The 17231-nt window shown below is 64.2% G+C and carries 11 protein-coding genes and 1 pseudogene; 9 read left to right on the top strand and 3 right to left on the bottom strand.

Going from position 1 to position 17231, the window contains the following annotated elements; genetic code table 11:
- Window positions 1-10: 10 nt before the first annotated feature.
- Window positions 11-3043, bottom strand: coding sequence for a porin (locus ACNFHO_RS25990; protein ID WP_416767819.1), 3033 nt, complete (start codon window positions 3041-3043; stop codon window positions 11-13).
- Window positions 3044-3085: 42 nt separating this feature from the next.
- Complete coding sequence (locus ACNFHO_RS25985; protein WP_414154304.1) at window positions 3086-4102, bottom strand: alpha/beta fold hydrolase; 1017 nt, start codon at window positions 4100-4102, stop codon at window positions 3086-3088.
- 285 nt (window positions 4103-4387) lie between these two features.
- Here ACNFHO_RS25985 and ACNFHO_RS25980 point away from each other — a divergent pair, with 285 nt between their 5' ends.
- The 4 genes from ACNFHO_RS25980 to ACNFHO_RS25965 all read left to right on the top strand — a co-directional run bounded on the left by ACNFHO_RS25980 (window position 4388) and on the right by ACNFHO_RS25965 (window position 10142).
- Window positions 4388-5980, top strand: a complete 1593-nt coding sequence (locus ACNFHO_RS25980; protein ID WP_416767817.1) for an argininosuccinate lyase — start codon at window positions 4388-4390, stop codon at window positions 5978-5980.
- A 581-nt stretch (window positions 5981-6561) separates the two neighbouring features.
- Window positions 6562-6810 (top strand): hypothetical protein, encoded by a 249-nt coding sequence (locus tag ACNFHO_RS25975; RefSeq protein ID WP_197893281.1) that lies wholly within the window; start codon window positions 6562-6564, stop codon window positions 6808-6810.
- Between the two features lie 13 nt (window positions 6811-6823).
- Window positions 6824-7063 (top strand): DUF3077 domain-containing protein, encoded by a 240-nt coding sequence (locus ACNFHO_RS25970; RefSeq protein ID WP_153774136.1) that lies wholly within the window; start codon window positions 6824-6826, stop codon window positions 7061-7063.
- Between the two features lie 214 nt (window positions 7064-7277).
- Window positions 7278-10142, top strand: a complete 2865-nt coding sequence (locus ACNFHO_RS25965) for an RHS repeat-associated core domain-containing protein (protein WP_416767815.1) — start codon at window positions 7278-7280, stop codon at window positions 10140-10142.
- A 93-nt stretch (window positions 10143-10235) separates the two neighbouring features.
- Here ACNFHO_RS25965 and ACNFHO_RS25960 read toward each other — a convergent pair whose 3' ends face one another.
- On the bottom strand, window positions 10236-11450 hold the full coding sequence (locus ACNFHO_RS25960) for a cation:dicarboxylate symporter family transporter (protein ID WP_416767814.1): 1215 nt from the start codon (window positions 11448-11450) through the stop codon (window positions 10236-10238).
- A gap of 101 nt (window positions 11451-11551) precedes the next feature.
- On the opposite strand from ACNFHO_RS25960, the gene ACNFHO_RS25955 reads away from it, so the two are divergent.
- The 5 genes and pseudogenes from ACNFHO_RS25955 to ACNFHO_RS25935 all read left to right on the top strand — a co-directional run bounded on the left by ACNFHO_RS25955 (window position 11552) and on the right by ACNFHO_RS25935 (window position 17137).
- Window positions 11552-12499 (top strand): LysR substrate-binding domain-containing protein, encoded by a 948-nt coding sequence (locus ACNFHO_RS25955; RefSeq protein WP_063546177.1) that lies wholly within the window; start codon window positions 11552-11554, stop codon window positions 12497-12499.
- 269 nt (window positions 12500-12768) lie between these two features.
- Complete coding sequence (locus tag ACNFHO_RS25950) at window positions 12769-14292, top strand: MFS transporter (protein ID WP_112899212.1); 1524 nt, start codon at window positions 12769-12771, stop codon at window positions 14290-14292.
- Window positions 14293-14387: 95 nt separating this feature from the next.
- Window positions 14388-14924: pseudogene (locus tag ACNFHO_RS25945) on the top strand (MCP four helix bundle domain-containing protein); the annotation flags it as partial.
- Window positions 14925-14990: 66 nt separating this feature from the next.
- A complete protein-coding gene (locus ACNFHO_RS25940) occupies window positions 14991-16052 on the top strand; it encodes a methyl-accepting chemotaxis protein (protein ID WP_371105665.1) in 1062 nt (353 codons plus the stop codon).
- A 173-nt stretch (window positions 16053-16225) separates the two neighbouring features.
- A complete protein-coding gene (locus tag ACNFHO_RS25935) occupies window positions 16226-17137 on the top strand; it encodes a LysR family transcriptional regulator (protein ID WP_054895270.1) in 912 nt (303 codons plus the stop codon).
- Window positions 17138-17231 lie beyond the last annotated feature (94 nt).

Genomic DNA, 17231 nt, shown 5'->3' with positions numbered 1-17231 from the left:
GGTCGTCTCCTCAGAACGAATAGTTGAAGCCGGTGCCGATGGCGTTGATCGTGGTGCCCACGCCCGGCGAGTAGCCGCTGGCGGCAAAGGCGCCGACCACGGCGAAGTTGTAGTTGGCCAGCGACTCGTTCTGCAGCAGCACGTAGTGGGCGAAGATCTCGCTGTTGCGGCTCAGGCGATAACCCACGCCCAGGGCGTACTGGCGTGCACCCATGCCGCTGGTGTCGCACTGATAACCGGCCGCCGAGATCATCTTGCAATCGCCGGCCAGGGCGCGGGCGTAGCTGGCACGCAGGCGCCAGGCGCCGAGGCGGTGGCTGACGCCGAGCATGTAGGCGCGGCGCTTGTAGTCGGACAGGTCGCTGACGTTGAGGCTGTTGTTCACCACGCCGTCCTCGGCGTAGTGCAGTTCGTCGGCCACCAGCGACAGCTGGGTATTGCCGATCTGGTAGCCCAGGCCCAGGCGGTAGCTGTAGTCGTTGGACGAGGTGCCGTCGGTGACGTGGGTGTTGCTGCCGACCCCACGCGAGTTGCGGCCCAGGCTGGCGATGCCGAAGTAGTCGACATGGCGCTCGGCCGCAGCCACCGCGGTGAAGCCACCGTTCTGGTAGGTCAGGCTGCCGCCATAGAGGTAGCCGTTGCCGACGTCTTCGGCGGCGCGGGTGCCGTTGTTGGAGTAGGCCAGCTTGAGCGTCAGGCCGTTCCACTCCGGCGACCACCAGGCGACCATGCCGGACTGGCGCCGGTTGAACGCGGCATCGGAGCTTTCGCTGCTGTCGGCCCTGCTGGCCGGGCCGTTGACGTTGCTGGCCATGCTGACGTTGAAGCCCGGCGAGCCGATGATGTTGTAGTAGGCGCCAGCGGTCTTGCCGTTGAACGGATCGAGGCTGGTGGTGCTCTCCTTGAGCGGCATGTCCCAGACCCCGTAGAGCAGGGTGCCGTAGCGGTCGTCGTCGAAGGCCACGGCGGAGTTGCGCAGGCGGGTGTTGGGCGAAATCGACTTGGGCGCGGTTTCGTCGCCCGACAGCGTGTAGTTGACCGAGATGCCGTATTCGAGCTGCCACAGGAAGCGCGAGGTGTCGTTGATCGGGATACCGGCACGGGCACCGACATAAGAAACGTTGTCGCGGGCACGCAGGTAGCTGTTCATGTTGCGCCCGTTGGGCGTGGCCAGTTTGCTCTGGTCGGCGGGGGCGGCGCGGGTCGAGTCGCGTCGGTCGACGTACTCGGGCACCAGGCCCAGCGAGCCGTAGAGGGTCAGCTCGGTGCTCTTGTCACGAAAGTCCTCGCGGGTGCCGAGGTCTTTGGCCAGGCCCGCGAAGGCCTGCGGCGAGCCGCTGACCGAGAGCCAGAAACGCTTGGCGTCGCGCTCGTCGCTGGTCGGATCGTCGCCGTTGGAGAAGGCCAGGCTGGCGTTCATCACCAGGTCGCGGTGATAGATGTTCAGGCCCACCCCGTAGCCGTGGCGGCTGAGGCTGTTCTCGCTGTCGTCCCAGGGCTTCTTGTTGACCTTCACCCGCCCCGCATCGGCGAACAGCGCACCTTCGGCGATAGCGCCATGGATGTTGCCCAGGTACTTGCGCAGCTCGACCCGGCCGAGCAGGCCTTCGTCACCGGCCGCTTCGCCGACCCCATAGGCGCGCACGCCGTTGGGGCCGCCGAGGGTGAATTTCTCCGAGCTGTCGAGGTTCTTGTCGGCCCACTGACCGCTGATGGCGGCATACAGCGAGTAACCGCCGCCGAGCGCCTGCAGGCGGCTGAACGACAGGGTGCCCTTGTGGTAGGTGCCGGCGGCCTCGGCGGTCAGCGCGTCGAGGGCTGCGTCGAGCGGGGTGTTCTTGTCCAGGTGGCCGATGCCATAGCCCAGGCTCCAGCGGTTGCTGCCGGCCCAGCCGTCACGCCAGTCGCCGTACAGGGTCAGGCCGCGGAACACGGCGCTCTTGCGCACCTCGAAGGCGCCAGCGGCGTCGTCGAAGTAACGGTGTTCCTGGGCCAGGTTCAGGCCGATGTTGGCGTCGCGGCTGCGCAGCAGCGAGGCATCGACGAACAGTGCCGAAACCTCGGCGCTGCCGCTGGCGTTGGCGGTCTTCAGGCCCTTGCCGATGCTGTAGTCCATCTCGGCGTAGCTGGCGCCGACGCTGATGCCGCTGGCACCCAGCGGCAAGCGCATGCCCACGCCCTTGATATCCAGACCCTCGAAGCTGGCCTGGTTGTTGAAGTACAGGCTCTCGCCGAAGCCGAAGGCGTCGTTGAGGCTGACGTTGGTGCTCATCCGGTTGCTGCCGGTGTAGTAGTTGCCGTAGTTGTCGAAACTGACCCGGCCGGTCCAGGCAGTCATCTCGCTCAACTTCAGTACGATGTCGGCGGCGCCCGGCTGGCGCGAGGGTTGCAGAACCGCGCGCACGGAAACACCGGCAATATCGGAGAGGCGCAGCAGTACGCGCTCCATGTCCTGCTCGCGAATCACGCTGCCGCTGGGCAGTGCGTCGACGAAACGCTGTTGCATGCCGGCATTCAGGCGCACACCCGGGCCCGGCTCGGTGCGCACCGTGCCGACCTTGCCCTCACGCACCTCGAGGGTGACCACGCCGCCTTCGATTTCCTGCGGCGGCAGGTAGGCGCGGGCCACCAGGTAACCGCGGCTGCGGTACAGCGCGGTGACTCGGTCGGCGGCGGCGCGCAAGCCGTTGAGGTCGAGTTCGCGGCCGAGGTCGTTCTGCAATTCCTGTTGCAGGCGCGATTCGCTGATCTCGCGGTTGCCGGTGAGCTTGAAGGCCGTGACCTTGAAGCTGAACGACGGGCCCGCCGGATGATTGCCTTGGGCCTGGCGCTGGTCGTCCTCGGCCTCGATGCGCACGCTGCCTTGGGGCTGCTGGCTGCGCTGCGCCGGGCGCAAGCTGTCGCGGTTGGTGTCGAACAGTGAGCCGGCGCTGGGCAGGGTTTCACCCTGGGCCTGGCCGGCGAGCACGGCGGCGGTGAGGAAGGTCAGGGCGCGCGGGTGCAACGCCCGGCGCACGGAGGCGGCGAGATAAGTCCGGGTCATGGCAGATTCTTTTTGTTGTTTTTGTAGGAAGTGCGAACGGCGTCAGCGGGTCGGGAACAGGGTCCTGGCAACGCTTTTCGCGGCGAACAGGCGGGCGGCGTTATGGCCGACCTTACTGACCTGGAATTGCAGGTGGTCGATGGGGATGTGCCATTTCTGCGCGAGGAAGGCTTCGTAGCGCAGGTAGTTGAGCTGACGCTCGACACGGGTAGCGCCCTGCATGGCAGCGCCACAGGCGCGGTCCATGACCCGGTCGTCCGGTTTGTTGTCGAGCTCGCCGACCATGTAGGTCAGGTTGCGTGCGGCATAGCGCTGGAACACCTGGGTGGCGTTCAGGCCCTGGCGGGTGAAGTACGCCGGCGCCCGCTCCAGGCCATAGCGGTACTGGTTGTAGCTTGGGCACATGACCGTGAGCACCGGCTTGAAGGCGCCGTCCTGCACGCGGTTGTCGTCCAGGTAGAGGTAGGACGAGGGGCTCGACACCACGTAGCGCACCTGGATGCCGCTGGCGCGCAGGCGTTGGTCGCCGTCGCCGAGCAGGGTGTAGCGCTGCATCAACTGACCACCGGCGGAGTGACCGATGAGCACGATTTCCTTCAATGCAGGGAAATGCTGGCGGTTGCCGAGGTAGGCGAGCAGGTCGTCGAGCACGGTGAAACCGGCGATACCGGCGCGCCCGCTCTGCGACTCGGTGCCGTGCATCCACTTGTCCTTGGGCCACAGCGGCATGTCGTCGCCGGCACGGCGGTCGCTGGGGGTGAGGAAGTTGGGCGCCAGCAGCAAGGTGTCGCTGGCGCTGAAACCCGCGTTTTCCAGCAGCTTTTCGCCGCTGTCGTAATAGTCGTCGGCGTTGCGGCGCACACCATGCAGCAGCACCACGGCGCGCTGCACGGGCAGGCTGGCACGCTGCAGGTCGTTGTTGGCGAAGGCAAGGAAGTTGTAGGGGGCAGTGTCGCCCAGGCGCAGGGTCTGGGGGGCGGCGACGGCCTGGACGGCCAGCAGGCTGGCGGCCAAGAGCAGCAGGGAGCGGGCGAATGTGCGCAGGACGTGATGCGGCATGTAACCACCTCGTAAGCGTGCGGTCCGGTCGTATCCCGTGGCAGTGTGTGGGATCGGCCGGTTTGATTGGAGTTATGGCGCCGATCCTAGCAGCGGTTTTTGCCGAGATAAAATATCTTGAATCGAGTGTCTTGATATCTTGAAAGTATCAAGTTGCCATCGCCGCTCTCCATACTAGAGAGATATTGGTTGGATATTTTTAATATATTTTTAATCTTCCAAACCCGCCGCTAGCATCCCGCCATGTTCGCCCCTCCTGAGCGACACACTCGCGGAACCGAAACCATGACAACAAGAAAGACCCCGCTCTACCTGGCCATTACCTACGCCCTGTTCGCCGCTGCCACGGCCCAGGCCGCCAACACTGCCGACCTGCCGTGCAAGACCACCGCCGAATGCGCCGAGCAGGCGCGCAAGATCGGCGCCACCGTCGACAAGTCCGCGCTCAAGGGTGGCCAGCAGGAAAGCCAGTTCGACTGGCTCAACCGCATCAACAAGGCCTCCATCGTCATGCTCACCGAGCAGGGCATCGTGCCGGCCGACCAGGGCAAGGTGATTGCCGGCGGCGTGCGCTATGCCATCGACCAGGCCAAGCAGCCCGACGGCAAGCGCCCCAGCGATGTGTTGCAGCTTGAGCAGGTGATGATCGACAAGATTGGTCCGCAGGCTTCGTTGATCCACTCCGGGCGCAGCCGCCAGGACATGTACGCCACCTATCGCCTGGCCTCGCTGCGCGCCGAAGTGCTGGACTACAGCGACGCCCTGAACGCCACCCGCCAGCGTCTGCTCAAGCTGGCCTCGGTCAACGTCGACACTCTGGTGCCGGCCTACACCAACGGCGTGCAGGCCATGCCGATCAGCTACGCCCACTACCTGCTGGCCTACGAGGCGTCGTTCCAGCGCGATGCCCAGCGCATCCATGACCTCTATGCGCGCCTGAACCTGAGCCCGATGGGCACCGCGGTGCTGGCCAACTCCGGTTACCCGCTCAACCGCGAGCGCCTGGCAACGCTCTTGGGCTTCGATGGCCTGCGTGAGAACTCGCTGGATGCCAGCCAGGTGTCGACCTACGACATTCCGCTGGAGGCTGCGAGCATTGCCTCGTCGTCGGCCATTCGCGTGGGCGCGATCATTGGCGATATCCACACCCAGTACCACCAGACCCGCCCGTGGCTGCTGCTCGACGAGGGTTCGACCTACACCAGCAGCGCCATGCCGCAGAAGCGCAACCCGGGCTTGCTGATGCGCACCCGCGAGTCGGCTTCCGATGTGGTCGGTCTGGCCAACGCCACCACCGTGCGGGCGCATAACGTCACCACCGGTATGACCGACTACAAGGCCGCATTCGACGACCTGGGGCTGTTCAAGTCGGCCAACGAAATGTTCGAGCGCATGGACCTGGTGCTCGATGCCCTGCAGATCAACGCTGCTCGGGCCGAAGAGGAACTGGACGCAGACTGGACCACGTCGATGGAGCTGGCCGACACCCTGGAGCGCCAGCACCACGTGCCGTTCCGCATCGGCCACAGCTTCGCCTCGCTGATCGTCGAGAAGGCCCGCGCCGAGGGCACGCTGCCCAAGGACTTCGCCTACGCCGATGCCCAGGCGCTCTACACCCAGGCGGCGAAGAAGTACAAATGGCAGGACGATCAGCTACCGCTGAGCGAGGCCGCCTTCCGCGCCAGCCTGTCGCCGCGCGCGATGGTCGAGAGCCGCCAGGGTACTGGCGGGCCACAGCCGAACGAAGTGCGGCGCATGCTGATGGAAGCGGGCAAGCGCCTGGCGGCGGACCAGGACTGGATGAAGCTGCACCGGCAGAAGCTGGTGGATGCCGATGCGGCGCTGGACAAGGCCTTCGACAAGCTCGCCGGGCAATAACGGCATCGCAATCTCAAAAATCTAAGGCGTGCCCAATCCCTGTGGGAGCGGGCTGGTCCCGCGATCGGGCGCGAAGCGGCCGCAAACCAGGCAACCGAGAGACGTCCAGATACACCTTAGCGCCTGATTTTACGGCCGCTTCGCGCCCGATCGCGGGACCAGCCGGCTCCCACAGGGATTGGGCTGGCTCTAAGATTCTGAGCAAGACTGTTGCTCCTACAGCTTGGTAGATGCCTGGGGAGCGGCGGTGTCTTCATACTTCAGAAAATTCCGAATCTCGCCGGCAGCCCTTCAGTTCAAGGCTGCTTGGGAATTATCCTACGCGCCGCGCAGCCGTTTCTCTGTTGTTGAAGATAAGCATCGGGACTAACTTCCCCGGGTCGCCCATATGGCGACCGGGTGTGAGAGCCTGCTACACAACACCGAGCAACGCTGTTATGGCAGCTGTGCGTGGGCAGGCTTTATGCCTGGCCGGTTTTTGCTCTGTGTTGGTCCGGTCTCTCACCCCACCACAGCTGCCACCCTATCCTGTGAGAGGGATGGAGTAGTCGGCTTTCGACAACTCAACACAGGGCAACACCATGAAAAAGATCGTCCCCGATCCACCCCGCCTCAAGCTCATCAATACTCCCTACTTCTCCATCCACGCCGACCTGATTCCCCCGGACGCCCTGGCTCACGCCAGCGAGCTGTTGCGCGGTGTCAGCGAGACCCTCGACGAGCACTGTCGCTTCATGGCCGGCACCCCCGGTCTGAACATGCTCGCCAACGCCGCGCATGCCGCGGAAACAGCGCGCGCCTTGATCGAACACGCCCTCAAACGGATGTGATGGAGGTTTGTCCATGAATGAAAACACCACGCCAGGCATCGCCACGGCCCTCGGGATGTTCCGCGTACAACCCGGTATTCCCGTGGATCAGGCATTCGACGAAGTGTCGTTGCTGCTGGGCTGCGTGCGCGATCTGAGCCAGGGCAGTGACGAGGACATCGCCCCTGCTGCCCTGACAGCATTGAGGTATCTCAGCGCGATGGCCAAGGCCTTGCTGAACGACCTTGAGGTGGCCAGAAACCAGGAGGTCTGACTGCAGGCCTGCTCCCACTGGGAGGGTTGCTGACCGGCCCGCTTGTTGACCCATCACCTGATAAATCTGTCAGTTTCGCGGACAGTGAGGCGTCTCTAATATCACCGAACAGCTTACGAAGCATGGCTCAAGGCGGCTCGTATTTCCCGCATCACAGATAATGGTGGGCGACATGGATGCGCCAGTGGTGCACGCAGGTACTCCTGGGGGCCGGGTGATCGATAGTCGCGGTTTGGATGTACGCGATATCGCTGGCTATCGCCATCCGACGCTGGCGCAGGCCTTGGCCTGGCGTATCACCCGTCACAGGCATGATGCCGTCAGCCGTATCAGCGAAAGTCGTGATCCGCGCCTGCATGCCACGGGGCGGGTGAACTTCGCGTGGCAGTGCTCGTTGGGCGGTGTCACTGTGCGCACCCAGAGTGCCGACGCCGGTATTTGCCTGCACCTGAGTGATGTGCAAGGCCGACCGCTGTTGGCGCTGAGCCGGATCCGGCTGGGCGAGCGGGGTGACGAAGGTGTTGGCGAGGCGGTGGTGGACCGCTTTCATTACGAGCCTGTGAATCTGCCCGGCCGTCTGCTGGGCGTCACCGAGCAGATCATTGCGGGGGCCGTGCGTTGCAGCGAACGGCTGACTTATGCAGAGCCAACCCAGGAAAGTAGAGACCGCAACCTGGCGGGGCTATGCAACCGTCACTACGACCCGGCTGGATTGTTGCAGTTGGACGAGGTCGCGTTGACCGGCGACCCCCTGGTTTCTCGTCGACGCTTGCTGGCATTCGCGGATGATGCAAACGCACAGGCCGACTGGCAGGGCGAAGACGCCTCGGTGTGGGAGGTGCTGCTGGCGCCGCCGGGCCAGGCTTATGTCAGCCACACGACGCGGGACGCGACAGGCCTTCCCGTGAGTGCGACAGATGCCTGCGGCCACAGGCAGCGCCTGGCGTATGACTTGGCCGGGCATTTACTGGGCAGCTGGCTCACGCTGCAAGGCAGACCTGAGCAGCCGATTGTCGCGGCGTTGCACTACTCGGCTGGCGGACACAAGCTGCATGAAGCGCATGGCAACGGCATCAGCACCAGGTTCACATTCGATCCCCGCAGCCTGCGCCTGACGGGGATTCTGGTGCAGCGTCCGGCCACTTCTCCTTCCGGTGCTCGTACCCTGCAGCACCTGCGTTACAGCCATGACCCAGTGGGCAATGTGCTGCGTGTGCGCAACGAGGCCGAGGCCGCACGCTACTGGCGCAACCAGAAAGTCATGGCCGAGGGCACCTACGTCTACGACAGCCTGTATCAATTGGTCGAGGCCAGTGGCCGGGAAATGGCAGGTGCTGCTCGGCACGGCACTCGGCTGCCCGAACCTGCCGTACCGGTCGATGCGAGGGTCTACAGCCGCTACACCCGTGATTACCGCTACGACAGCGGCAACAACCTGACGCATATGCACCATCGCGCGCCTGCCTCCGGCAATGGCTACAGTGTGCAACTTACCGTTTCCGACCGAAGTAACCGCGCAGTGCTGGCTCAGCCAGGACTGCTGCCCGGCGAGGTGGATGCACTGTTCGACGCTGGCGGCCACCCGTGTGCGCTGCTTCCCGGCCAACCGTTACAGTGGACTGCGCGCGGTGAGCTGTCTCGGGTTTCGCCGATTCAGCGTGACGAAGGCGCGGATGATTGCGAGTGGTACCGCTATGCGGCGAATGGCATGCGCCTGTTGAAAGTCACACAGCAGGCCTGTGCAACCGCGCGCGCAGAGCGAGTGGTGTATCTGGATGGCCTTGAGTTGCGCAGCAAGTCGGTTGCCCAGGCGGAGGTCGAGCAACTGCAGGTGATCACTGTGGCCGCTGGTGGCGGTGCCGAGGTGCGGGTATTGCACTGGTCGAGCGGCAAGCCAGCTGAGATCGAGAATGATCAACTGCGTTACAGCTACCACGACCTGATCGGTAGCAGCGGCCTGGAAGTGGATGGGCGAGGTGGCGTGATCAGCCAGGAGGAGTACTACCCCTATGGCGGCACGGCGGTTTGGGCGGCGCGCAGCCGGCTCGAGGCGGGTTTGAAGACGATCCGTTATTCGGGAAAGGAGCGGGATGCGACGGGCTTGTATTATTACGGAAGTCGCTATTACCTGCCTTGGGCGGGACGTTGGTTGAGTGCCGATACGCTGGATGATGACGGGAAAGCGGTGGATGGTTTGAATCTGTACCGGATGGTCGGGAATAACCCGATCACGCTGCATGACCCGGAGGGGCGAGAGGGGAGGACAGGATACATTTACACGCCTTTTTCGCGCGGAGATGCAGCGAAAATTGTGGCCGTTGAGAATGCCAAACGCATACAGCTGGGAAAGAGCATTCGATCAATGGCATTCGAGAATGACCAAGAACGCGAGATCTTCAAAAAATTGCTGAAAAATGAAGCCCAGCAGCTTGAGGAACTCAATGAAAGAACTCAGGGACAGATCGAACGGTTAAAGAGCAAGCGTTCGTTGACCGCTAAAGAACGTCAGTATTTTGATCTATACAGTCGGAATATCATCGCTCGGAACGGGCAATGGGAAGCAATAAAATACCTGATGGCCGACCGCGGATCGAAATTATTTAGCGAACTGGACCCTGTACGTACAAAGTTATATGTCGTGGGACATGGCGGGCCGGGTATCAGTCGTGTTTACGCTGCTTCAAATGGCGAAAACAACAAAGGCATGTCCATGAAGAGACTGGCTCAGGAGTTTTCCGGGGGCGGATTGAACTTGGACTATGAAGATATCCGTCTAGTGCCTTGTAATAGTGCAGATGTGATTGAGCCTTCGTCATTTGAAAAGGATAGTTTGGAGCAGGCGCGTCAGCCGAAACATGATGAGAGTGCGGGAGGGCCCGGCAAGCCAGGAAAGATCTACCCACCTGCTGAGTCGCTGAGCAACGAGATGCGCGGTAAAGGGTACTCCAAGCTCACTGTGAGTGGTTATCACGGTAGAGGGATTAGCAAAAGCCAAGACGGTCATTTTTACCGCTCGCTCGGTAAGGGAGGGGCTATCCAGCGACGCTCCCAGGTCAAGCAGCAGTGGAAAAGCTACTGATCAATGTAGAGCGCTCGGGAGTTACTGCAACACAGAGTGCGGTTGATATGACTGGCCAGTGATTTTCGTGGGCGGGGCCAGGCTTAGTAGCGACTAACCCAACACCTCGCGCAACCGCCCTCGATCCACTTTCCCGTGCCACCAGGCAATCGCCAGGCACGCCACGCAATTGCCCACCACATTGGTCACCGACCGGCATTTCATCAGCCGCTCCACGCCAATCAGCAAACCGATGCTCTCCAGCGGCACGATGTCCAGCACGCTCAAGGTCGCCGCCAGGGTGACGAAGGCCGAGCCGGCCACGCTGGTCGAGCCGAGCGAGGTGAACAGGCTGACCAGCACGATGGTCGCCAGCAGCGAGGGAGTCAGGTCGATATGCCCAAGCTGTGCGAGAAACAGCACCGCGACGATCAGGTACAGGCTCGAGCCATTGAGGTTGAAGCTGTAGCCGGCAGTGAGGGTCAGGCGCAGGGTCTGGCTGTCGCAACCCGCCGCTTCGAGCTTTTCCACCAGGCGCGGCAGGGCGGCCACCGACGAACCGGTCGAGATCACCAGCAGCAATTCTTCCTTGATGTAGCCCACCAGCCGCGCCAGGCGACAGCCGAGCAGACGCATCACCAGCAGCGGCACCAGCAACAGGTAGGCCAGGCACGCGGCGTAGGCAGCAACGACGAACTTGGCCAGAGGAATGGCGGCGTCCAGGCCGTACTTGCCGATGATGAAGGCGATGGCACCAAACGCGGCCAGCGGCGCGAAGCTGACGATCAGGCGCATGATGCGGAACATCCAGGCCATGGTCCGGTCGAGCTGGCGGGTCAGGCGTCGGCCGGTTTCGCCGCTGCGCCCCAGCAGCAGGCCACACACCAGCGCGACCAGCAGCACCTTGAGGATCGGGCTTTCTTCCAGCGAGTCGAGCAGCAGGGTCGGCAGGCGCGAAAGCATCGGACCGTCGCCGGCCAGCAGCGGCACTGACCACACATGGCTGGAGCTTTCCAACCCCGCCCCAGGGCGCAACAGCAGAGCCACCACCAGGCCGATCAGCAGCGACAGCAACGACATCGGTTGCCAATAGGCCATGGCCTTGAGGCCGAGGCGGGCGGTGGCGCGGTAGTCGCTCAGGGCGGCGATGCTGGAGCAGACCAGGATGAACATCACCACCGGGGCACAGACGCCGATGATGGAAATGAACAGGTCACTGAGCGGCTTCATCTGCACCGCCAGGTCTGGCTGCCAGACGCCCAGCAGCGCACCGGCCAGCAGGGCGAGCAGGAGCAGGGCAAGGTCTGAGCGAGAGCGATTACGGATCATCGGGATTTTTTGTTGTTTTCCGGTTTGCCGATTCTAGCGTGAATGGTGCGAGGACTGCGCATGCGCCACAATGCTCCTCGCCACCCGTCCCCGGAGCCTGCATGGAACTTCGTCACCTTCGTTACTTCGTCATGGTCGCCCAGGAAAAGCACTTCACCCGTGCCGCCGCGCGGCTGAACATGCAGCAACCGCCACTCAGCCAGCAGATCCGCGCACTGGAACAGGAACTGGGCTTCGACCTGTTCATCCGCCATGCCAAGGGTGTCGACCTTACCGCTGGCGGCGAGGTGTTCCTTCAAGAGGCACTGGACATCCTGCAACGGGTCGAGAACGGTGCGCAGAAGGCGGCGCGCACGGCCAAGGGCATAGAGGGCAACCTCAAGGTCGGCTTCACCAGCTCGGCGGCGTCCCATCCATTGATCCCCCGCATCATCCGGCGCTACCGCGACCTGTACCCGGACGTCGATATCGCCTTGCACGAAGGCAACGCCCGCGAGCTGACCGACGAGGTGAGCGACGACAGTGTCGATATCGGCATCCTTCGCGCGCCGGTCGATCGTCCACGCGGCATCGCCTATCACCGGTTGCTCAACGAAGAACTGGTGCTGACCCTGCCGGTTGGCCATCGCCTGCTCGACAGCGGTGCGGCCATTGCCCTCAAGGACCTGGCCGACGAGCCGTTCATCCTGGTGCGTCGCCCGGGGGCGCCGGGGATGTACGCCAATTTGCTGCAGGCGTGTCGCAATGCCGGGTTCGAGCCGAAGGTGGCGTTCGAGGTCGAGCGCATGCTGACCAACGTCAGCCTGGTGGCCGCAGGTGCCGGGGTGTCGGTGGTGCCGACCTCGATGCGCGGCTTTCACGAGCACAGCGTGGCCTATCGGCCAATTCGCGACGCCCGGCCACGGCTGGCGGCGCCTATTACCTTGCTGTGCCGGCAGGACAACCCGTCGCCGCAGGCGGTGAATTTTGTGGCGTTGGCGCGGGAGCTGGGCAGCGAGTTGCGCCGTGAACGACGGGAGGCCGGTGGTGCTGCGTTAGCTACAGGCTAATGACAACGCGGCCCCTGGCTAACAAGGCCGGGGCGCTGGGAGGGTAGGGTGGTCGCAACACTGCAAAGCCTGCGGCGAAGCGATTTTGGCCGACAGGCTTGTGGTGGCTGTTCCGGCCTCATCGCGGGACAAGCCCGCTCCCACAGGGATTGGGCTGGCCTTTAGATTTTGAACAAGACAGTTGCTCCTACATGTTGTACTACCTCTGTGGGAGCGGGCTTGTCCCGCGATGAGGCCCTGAAGATCACCCCCCCTTCGGGAGCCTCACCATGTCATCCGCCCGCTTCACCCTGTTCACCGCCTCGGCGGTGTGCGCCCTGATCATCCTCGACACCAACATCGTCGCGGTCAGCCTGCCCAGCATCGCCCGTGACCTGTCCGGCTCGTTCGCCGACATCGAATGGGTGGTCAGCGCCTACCTGCTGGCCTTCGCCGCAGCCCTACTCCCGGCCGGCAGCCTGGCCGATCGTTTCGGCCGACGGCGCATGCTGCAACTGGGGCTGGGCCTGTTCGGCCTGGCCTCGCTGGCCTGCGGCGCCGCGCCGACACTGATGTTCCTCGACCTGGCCCGGGCCGCCAAGGGCCTTGGTGCGGCGCTGCTGCTCACCGCCGCGCTGGCGGCCATCGGTCACCGCTTCCACGAACCCGAGGAGCGCCTGCGCGCCTGGGCGTTCTGGGGCGCGTGCATGGGCGCGACCATCACCTTCGCACCGCTGCTTGGCGGCCTGATCGCCAGCACCTTGGGCTGGCGCTGGATCTTCTACATCAACCTGCCGCTGGTGGGGGTGCTGTCGATCATGGTCCGGCGCAGCATCGAGGAATCGCGCGACAGCGCTGCCGCGCGCCTGGATCCGTTCGGCAGCCTGACCTTCGCAGGTGCGCTGGGCTACCTGATCTGGGCGCTGATCGATGCCAACCGCGTCGGCTGGGACAGCGCCCCCACCCTCGGGCGTCTGGTGATCGCGGCGTTCCTGTTCTTCCTCTTCGTGTTGGTCGAGCGCAACCAGTCGCGGCCGATGATCGATCTGCAACTGATGCGCAGCGGGCGCTTCATCGGCGCTCTGCTCGGCATGTTCGCCTACGCCGCCTGCGCCCAGGTGATGATGACCCTGCTGCCGCTGTACCTGCAGAACGGCCTGCAACTGCCAGCGCTGGCCGCAGGTGCAGGCATGCTGCCGTTCGCCCTGGCGATGCTGCTGACACCCCGCCTGGGCATGCGCCTGTCGGCACGGCTCGGCTCGGCGCGCGTGTTCGCCCTGGGCTTGCTGCTGGTGGGGCTGGGCAACCTCTTGTGCTCGGCCGCAGCCGCGTACGGCGGTTATACCCGCTTCGCCCTGGCCAGCCTGGTGCTTGGCGCCGGGGCCGGGCTGCTCAACGGCGATACGCAGAAGAACATCATGGCCTGCGTACCGCGTGAGCGCACCGGCATGGCCTCGGGCTTGAGCACCACCACCCGCTTCGGCGCGATCGTGCTGGCCATCGGTGTGCTGGGCGGGATTCTGGCCAGCCGCAGCGGGCAGTTGTTGCGTGAGGCGGTGGCGGGCGTGGCGCCGGGGCAACTGGACAAGGTCGGCGACATGGCGACCCGGGTCGCGGCGGGCGATCTGCCGGCGGCGCTGGCGGTGGTCGATCCGAGTCTGCGCGACACCCTCGCGCCGCTGGCACGCCAAGCCTTCGTCGGCGGTTTCGAAGCGGTGCTGACGAGTGCCGGGGTGGCGGCGCTGGTGTTCGCCGTGGTGGTCGGGCTTCTGCTGAACCGACCACTCCCCGTGCCAGTCACGCAGCCGACCTGATGATTTAATTTCATGGTCGTTATCAATCAACGCGATTAGAAGGCTTCACATTCTCTGGGTATAAAGCATGCAAAAAATGATGGCAAAAAGCTTTTATGCACTCGGGGGAGGACACCATGTTCAGAGGAATCAGCATCACCATGAGGTTGGCGCTGGGGTTTGCATTGGTCGTTGGGTTGATGCTGGTCATCACCGCCATCGGCGTGCACCGGGTGGGCGGGATCGACGCGCTGCTCACCGAGGTCAGCGGCAACACCACGGTCAAGCAGCGCTATGCGATCAACCTGCGCGGCAGCGTGCATGACCGCGCCATCGCCATCCGCGATGCCGTGCTGACCCACGATGACGGCCAGCTTTCTGGCTTCCTCCAGGACATCAAGCGCCTGGACGACTTCTACCAGACCTCCGCGGTGCCGCTGGCCAAGATGCTCGGCGGGCCCAAGGCTGGTGCTGACGAGCAACGCCTGCAGCAGCAGATCCAGGGTATCGAGCGTACCGCCCAGGCCGCCACCGCACAGTTGCTGGAGCTGCGCCACAAGGGCGACTTCGAGCAGGCTCAGGCGCTGTTGCTGGCCCAGGTCGCGCCGGCGTACAAGGAATGGCTGCGCAGTATCAACGCCTTCATCGACCTGCAGGAGAAGGATGTGGTGCGTGACATCGGCATCGTGCGTGACAGCGCTTCGGGCTTTGCCGGTTTGATGCTCTGGGCCGCGGCCCTGGCTGCGCTGCTCAGCGTCGGCGCCTCGCTGCTGATCATCCGCAGCATTCGCTCGACCCTGGGCGCCGAGCCCGAGGAAGTGGCACAACTGCTGCGTGGCCTGGCCCGTGGCGAGATCGACCAGAGCGTACGCAGCCAGCATCCGGACAGCGTGATGGGCGCGCTGGGCACCACCAACCGTCACCTCACCGAGATCATCGCCCAGGTCAACCAGGTGGCGACCGACCTGGTCGCCTCGTCCAGCCGCATGAGTCAGGGCGCCGCCGCCAACCAGGGGCGCATGCAGCAGCAGAGCGACGACACTCAGCATATGGCCAGCGCCGTTTCGCAGCTGGTGGCCGCGATCAACGAGATCGCCGGTTACGCCGCCGCGGCAGCGCGGGCCTCCGAGGCGGCCGACCAGGAAGTGGATGCTGGCAAGACCGTGGTCGAAGGTACCGCCAGCTCCATGCACGAGCTGGCCCAGGTGCTGGAGTCGGCCACCGAGGCGGTGTTGCAGGTCGCCTCTGACAGCCAGGCCATCGAGAGCATCATCGAGGTCATCAACTCCATCGCCGAGCGCACCAACCTGCTGGCGCTCAATGCCGCGATCGAGGCGGCGCGTGCCGGCGAGTTCGGCCGGGGCTTCGCGGTGGTCGCCGACGAGGTGCGCTCGCTGGCCAACCGCACCCAGGAGTCGACTCGCGAGATCCGCGGCATGATCGGCAAGCTGCAAGAGGGGGCCGGCAAGACTGCGCAGATCGTCGGCGACAGCCGCGAGCTGGCGCAGGGCACGGTGGAGCGTACCCAGGTCGCACAGCGTTCGCTGAACGAGATCCGTCGCGAGGTGGCAGCGATCAGCCAGATGAACAACCAGATCGCCGCGGCTTCGTCGCAGCAGGATGTGGCGGCGAGCATGCTCAGCCAGGACATCAATCGCATCCACGCCTCCTCGCGTGATGCCCACGCAGGTTCCACGCGCCTGGCCGGAGACAGCCAGGAGTTGCTGGAGCTGGCGGATGCACTGGGCAGCCGGATGGGCTTCTTCAAGACTGCCGGGTAGTTCCCCCAGGCCCGACCTTTTCGCGGGTAAACCCGCTCCTGCAGGGATTGCTGTGGGAGCGGGTTTACTCGCGAAAAGGCCAACACTGCCCTCAACCCTGTTCGATAAAAAAGAACGCTCAATCACCCATTCGATAAACCATACTGCGGAAAAAACAACAGGTGTTTTTCCGCATGATGACCCTGCGCCAGATCCGCCACTTCATCGCCGTCGCCGAAACCGGCTCGATCTCCGCCGCCGCGCAGGCGGTGTTCATCTCCCAGTCGACCCTCACCCAGGCGATCCAGCAACTGGAAGACGAGATCGGCGTGACCCTGTTCACCCGCCACGCCAAAGGCATGAGCCTGACCCACCAGGGCCACCAGTTCCTGCGCCAGGCGCACCTGATCCTGGCCACCGTGGAAAACGCCAAGCGCAGCCTGCAGCAGAGCACCGACCAGGTCGATGGCCTGCTCACCATCGGCGTCACCAGCCTGGTCGCCGGCTATTACCTGGCCGACCTGATCACCCGCTTCCAGCACGCCTATCCCAACGTCCAAACCCGCGTGGTGGAGGACGAGCGTCCCTACATCGAGCATTTGCTGGTGGCCGGCGAGATCGATGTCGGCGTGCTGATCCTGTCCAATCTCGAAGATCGCCACGCCCTGCAGACCGAAGTGCTCACCCACTCGCCACACCGCCTGTGGCTGCCGCCGCGCCATCCGCTGCTCGAGCGCGACAGCATCAGCCTGGCCGATGTCGCGGGCGAGCCGCTGATCCAGCTCAACGCCGATGAAATGGGCCTGCACACCCAGCGCATCTGGAGCCGTGCCGGGCTTACGCCCAAGGTCACCTTGCGCACCGCGTCGGTGGAAGCGGTGCGTAGCCTGGTGGCGGCGGGGCTTGGGCTGTCGATCCAGGCCGACATGACCTACCGCCCGTGGTCGCTGGAAGGCGACATCATCGAAGCCCGCCCGCTGGCCGACCTCAACGAGACGCTCGACGTGGGCCTGGCCTGGCGCCGGGGCACGGCGCGCACGCCGCTGGTGGACCCATTCCTGACATTGGCCAGGGGGCAGGGCAGCCAGCGCAAGGTATCGCTTTAATCGAACGAGACTTTCTATATTTAGAATTTGTGAAGCTGCCTGTCGGGCCCTAGTCTCGTTTCTAGTGAACGCGCCCGACCCACAGCGGAGGCGC

Source organism: Pseudomonas sp. NY15374, from assembly GCF_048068255.1.
In the GTDB taxonomy this organism is placed as follows: domain Bacteria; phylum Pseudomonadota; class Gammaproteobacteria; order Pseudomonadales; family Pseudomonadaceae; genus Aquipseudomonas; species Aquipseudomonas machongensis.
The sequence above is the reverse complement of the archived record's forward strand: the minus strand, read 5'-3'. Positions and strand labels throughout refer to the sequence as shown.

What these genes read in the sequence shown, in the direction of transcription:
- ACNFHO_RS25990 (WP_416767819.1), bottom strand. Translation starts at nt 3,043, where the DNA reads ATGACCCGGACTTATCTCGCCGCCTCCGTGCGCCGGGCGTTGCACCCG.
- ACNFHO_RS25985 (WP_414154304.1), bottom strand. Translation starts at nt 4,102, where the DNA reads ATGCCGCATCACGTCCTGCGCACATTCGCCCGCTCCCTGCTGCTCTTG.
- ACNFHO_RS25980 (WP_416767817.1), top strand. Translation starts at nt 4,388, where the DNA reads ATGACAACAAGAAAGACCCCGCTCTACCTGGCCATTACCTACGCCCTG.
- ACNFHO_RS25975 (WP_197893281.1), top strand. Translation starts at nt 6,562, where the DNA reads ATGAAAAAGATCGTCCCCGATCCACCCCGCCTCAAGCTCATCAATACT.
- ACNFHO_RS25970 (WP_153774136.1), top strand. Translation starts at nt 6,824, where the DNA reads ATGAATGAAAACACCACGCCAGGCATCGCCACGGCCCTCGGGATGTTC.
- ACNFHO_RS25960 (WP_416767814.1), bottom strand. Translation starts at nt 11,450, where the DNA reads ATGATCCGTAATCGCTCTCGCTCAGACCTTGCCCTGCTCCTGCTCGCC.
- ACNFHO_RS25955 (WP_063546177.1), top strand. Translation starts at nt 11,552, where the DNA reads ATGGAACTTCGTCACCTTCGTTACTTCGTCATGGTCGCCCAGGAAAAG.
- ACNFHO_RS25950 (WP_112899212.1), top strand. Translation starts at nt 12,769, where the DNA reads ATGTCATCCGCCCGCTTCACCCTGTTCACCGCCTCGGCGGTGTGCGCC.
- ACNFHO_RS25940 (WP_371105665.1), top strand. Translation starts at nt 14,991, where the DNA reads ATGCTCTGGGCCGCGGCCCTGGCTGCGCTGCTCAGCGTCGGCGCCTCG.
- ACNFHO_RS25935 (WP_054895270.1), top strand. Translation starts at nt 16,226, where the DNA reads ATGATGACCCTGCGCCAGATCCGCCACTTCATCGCCGTCGCCGAAACC.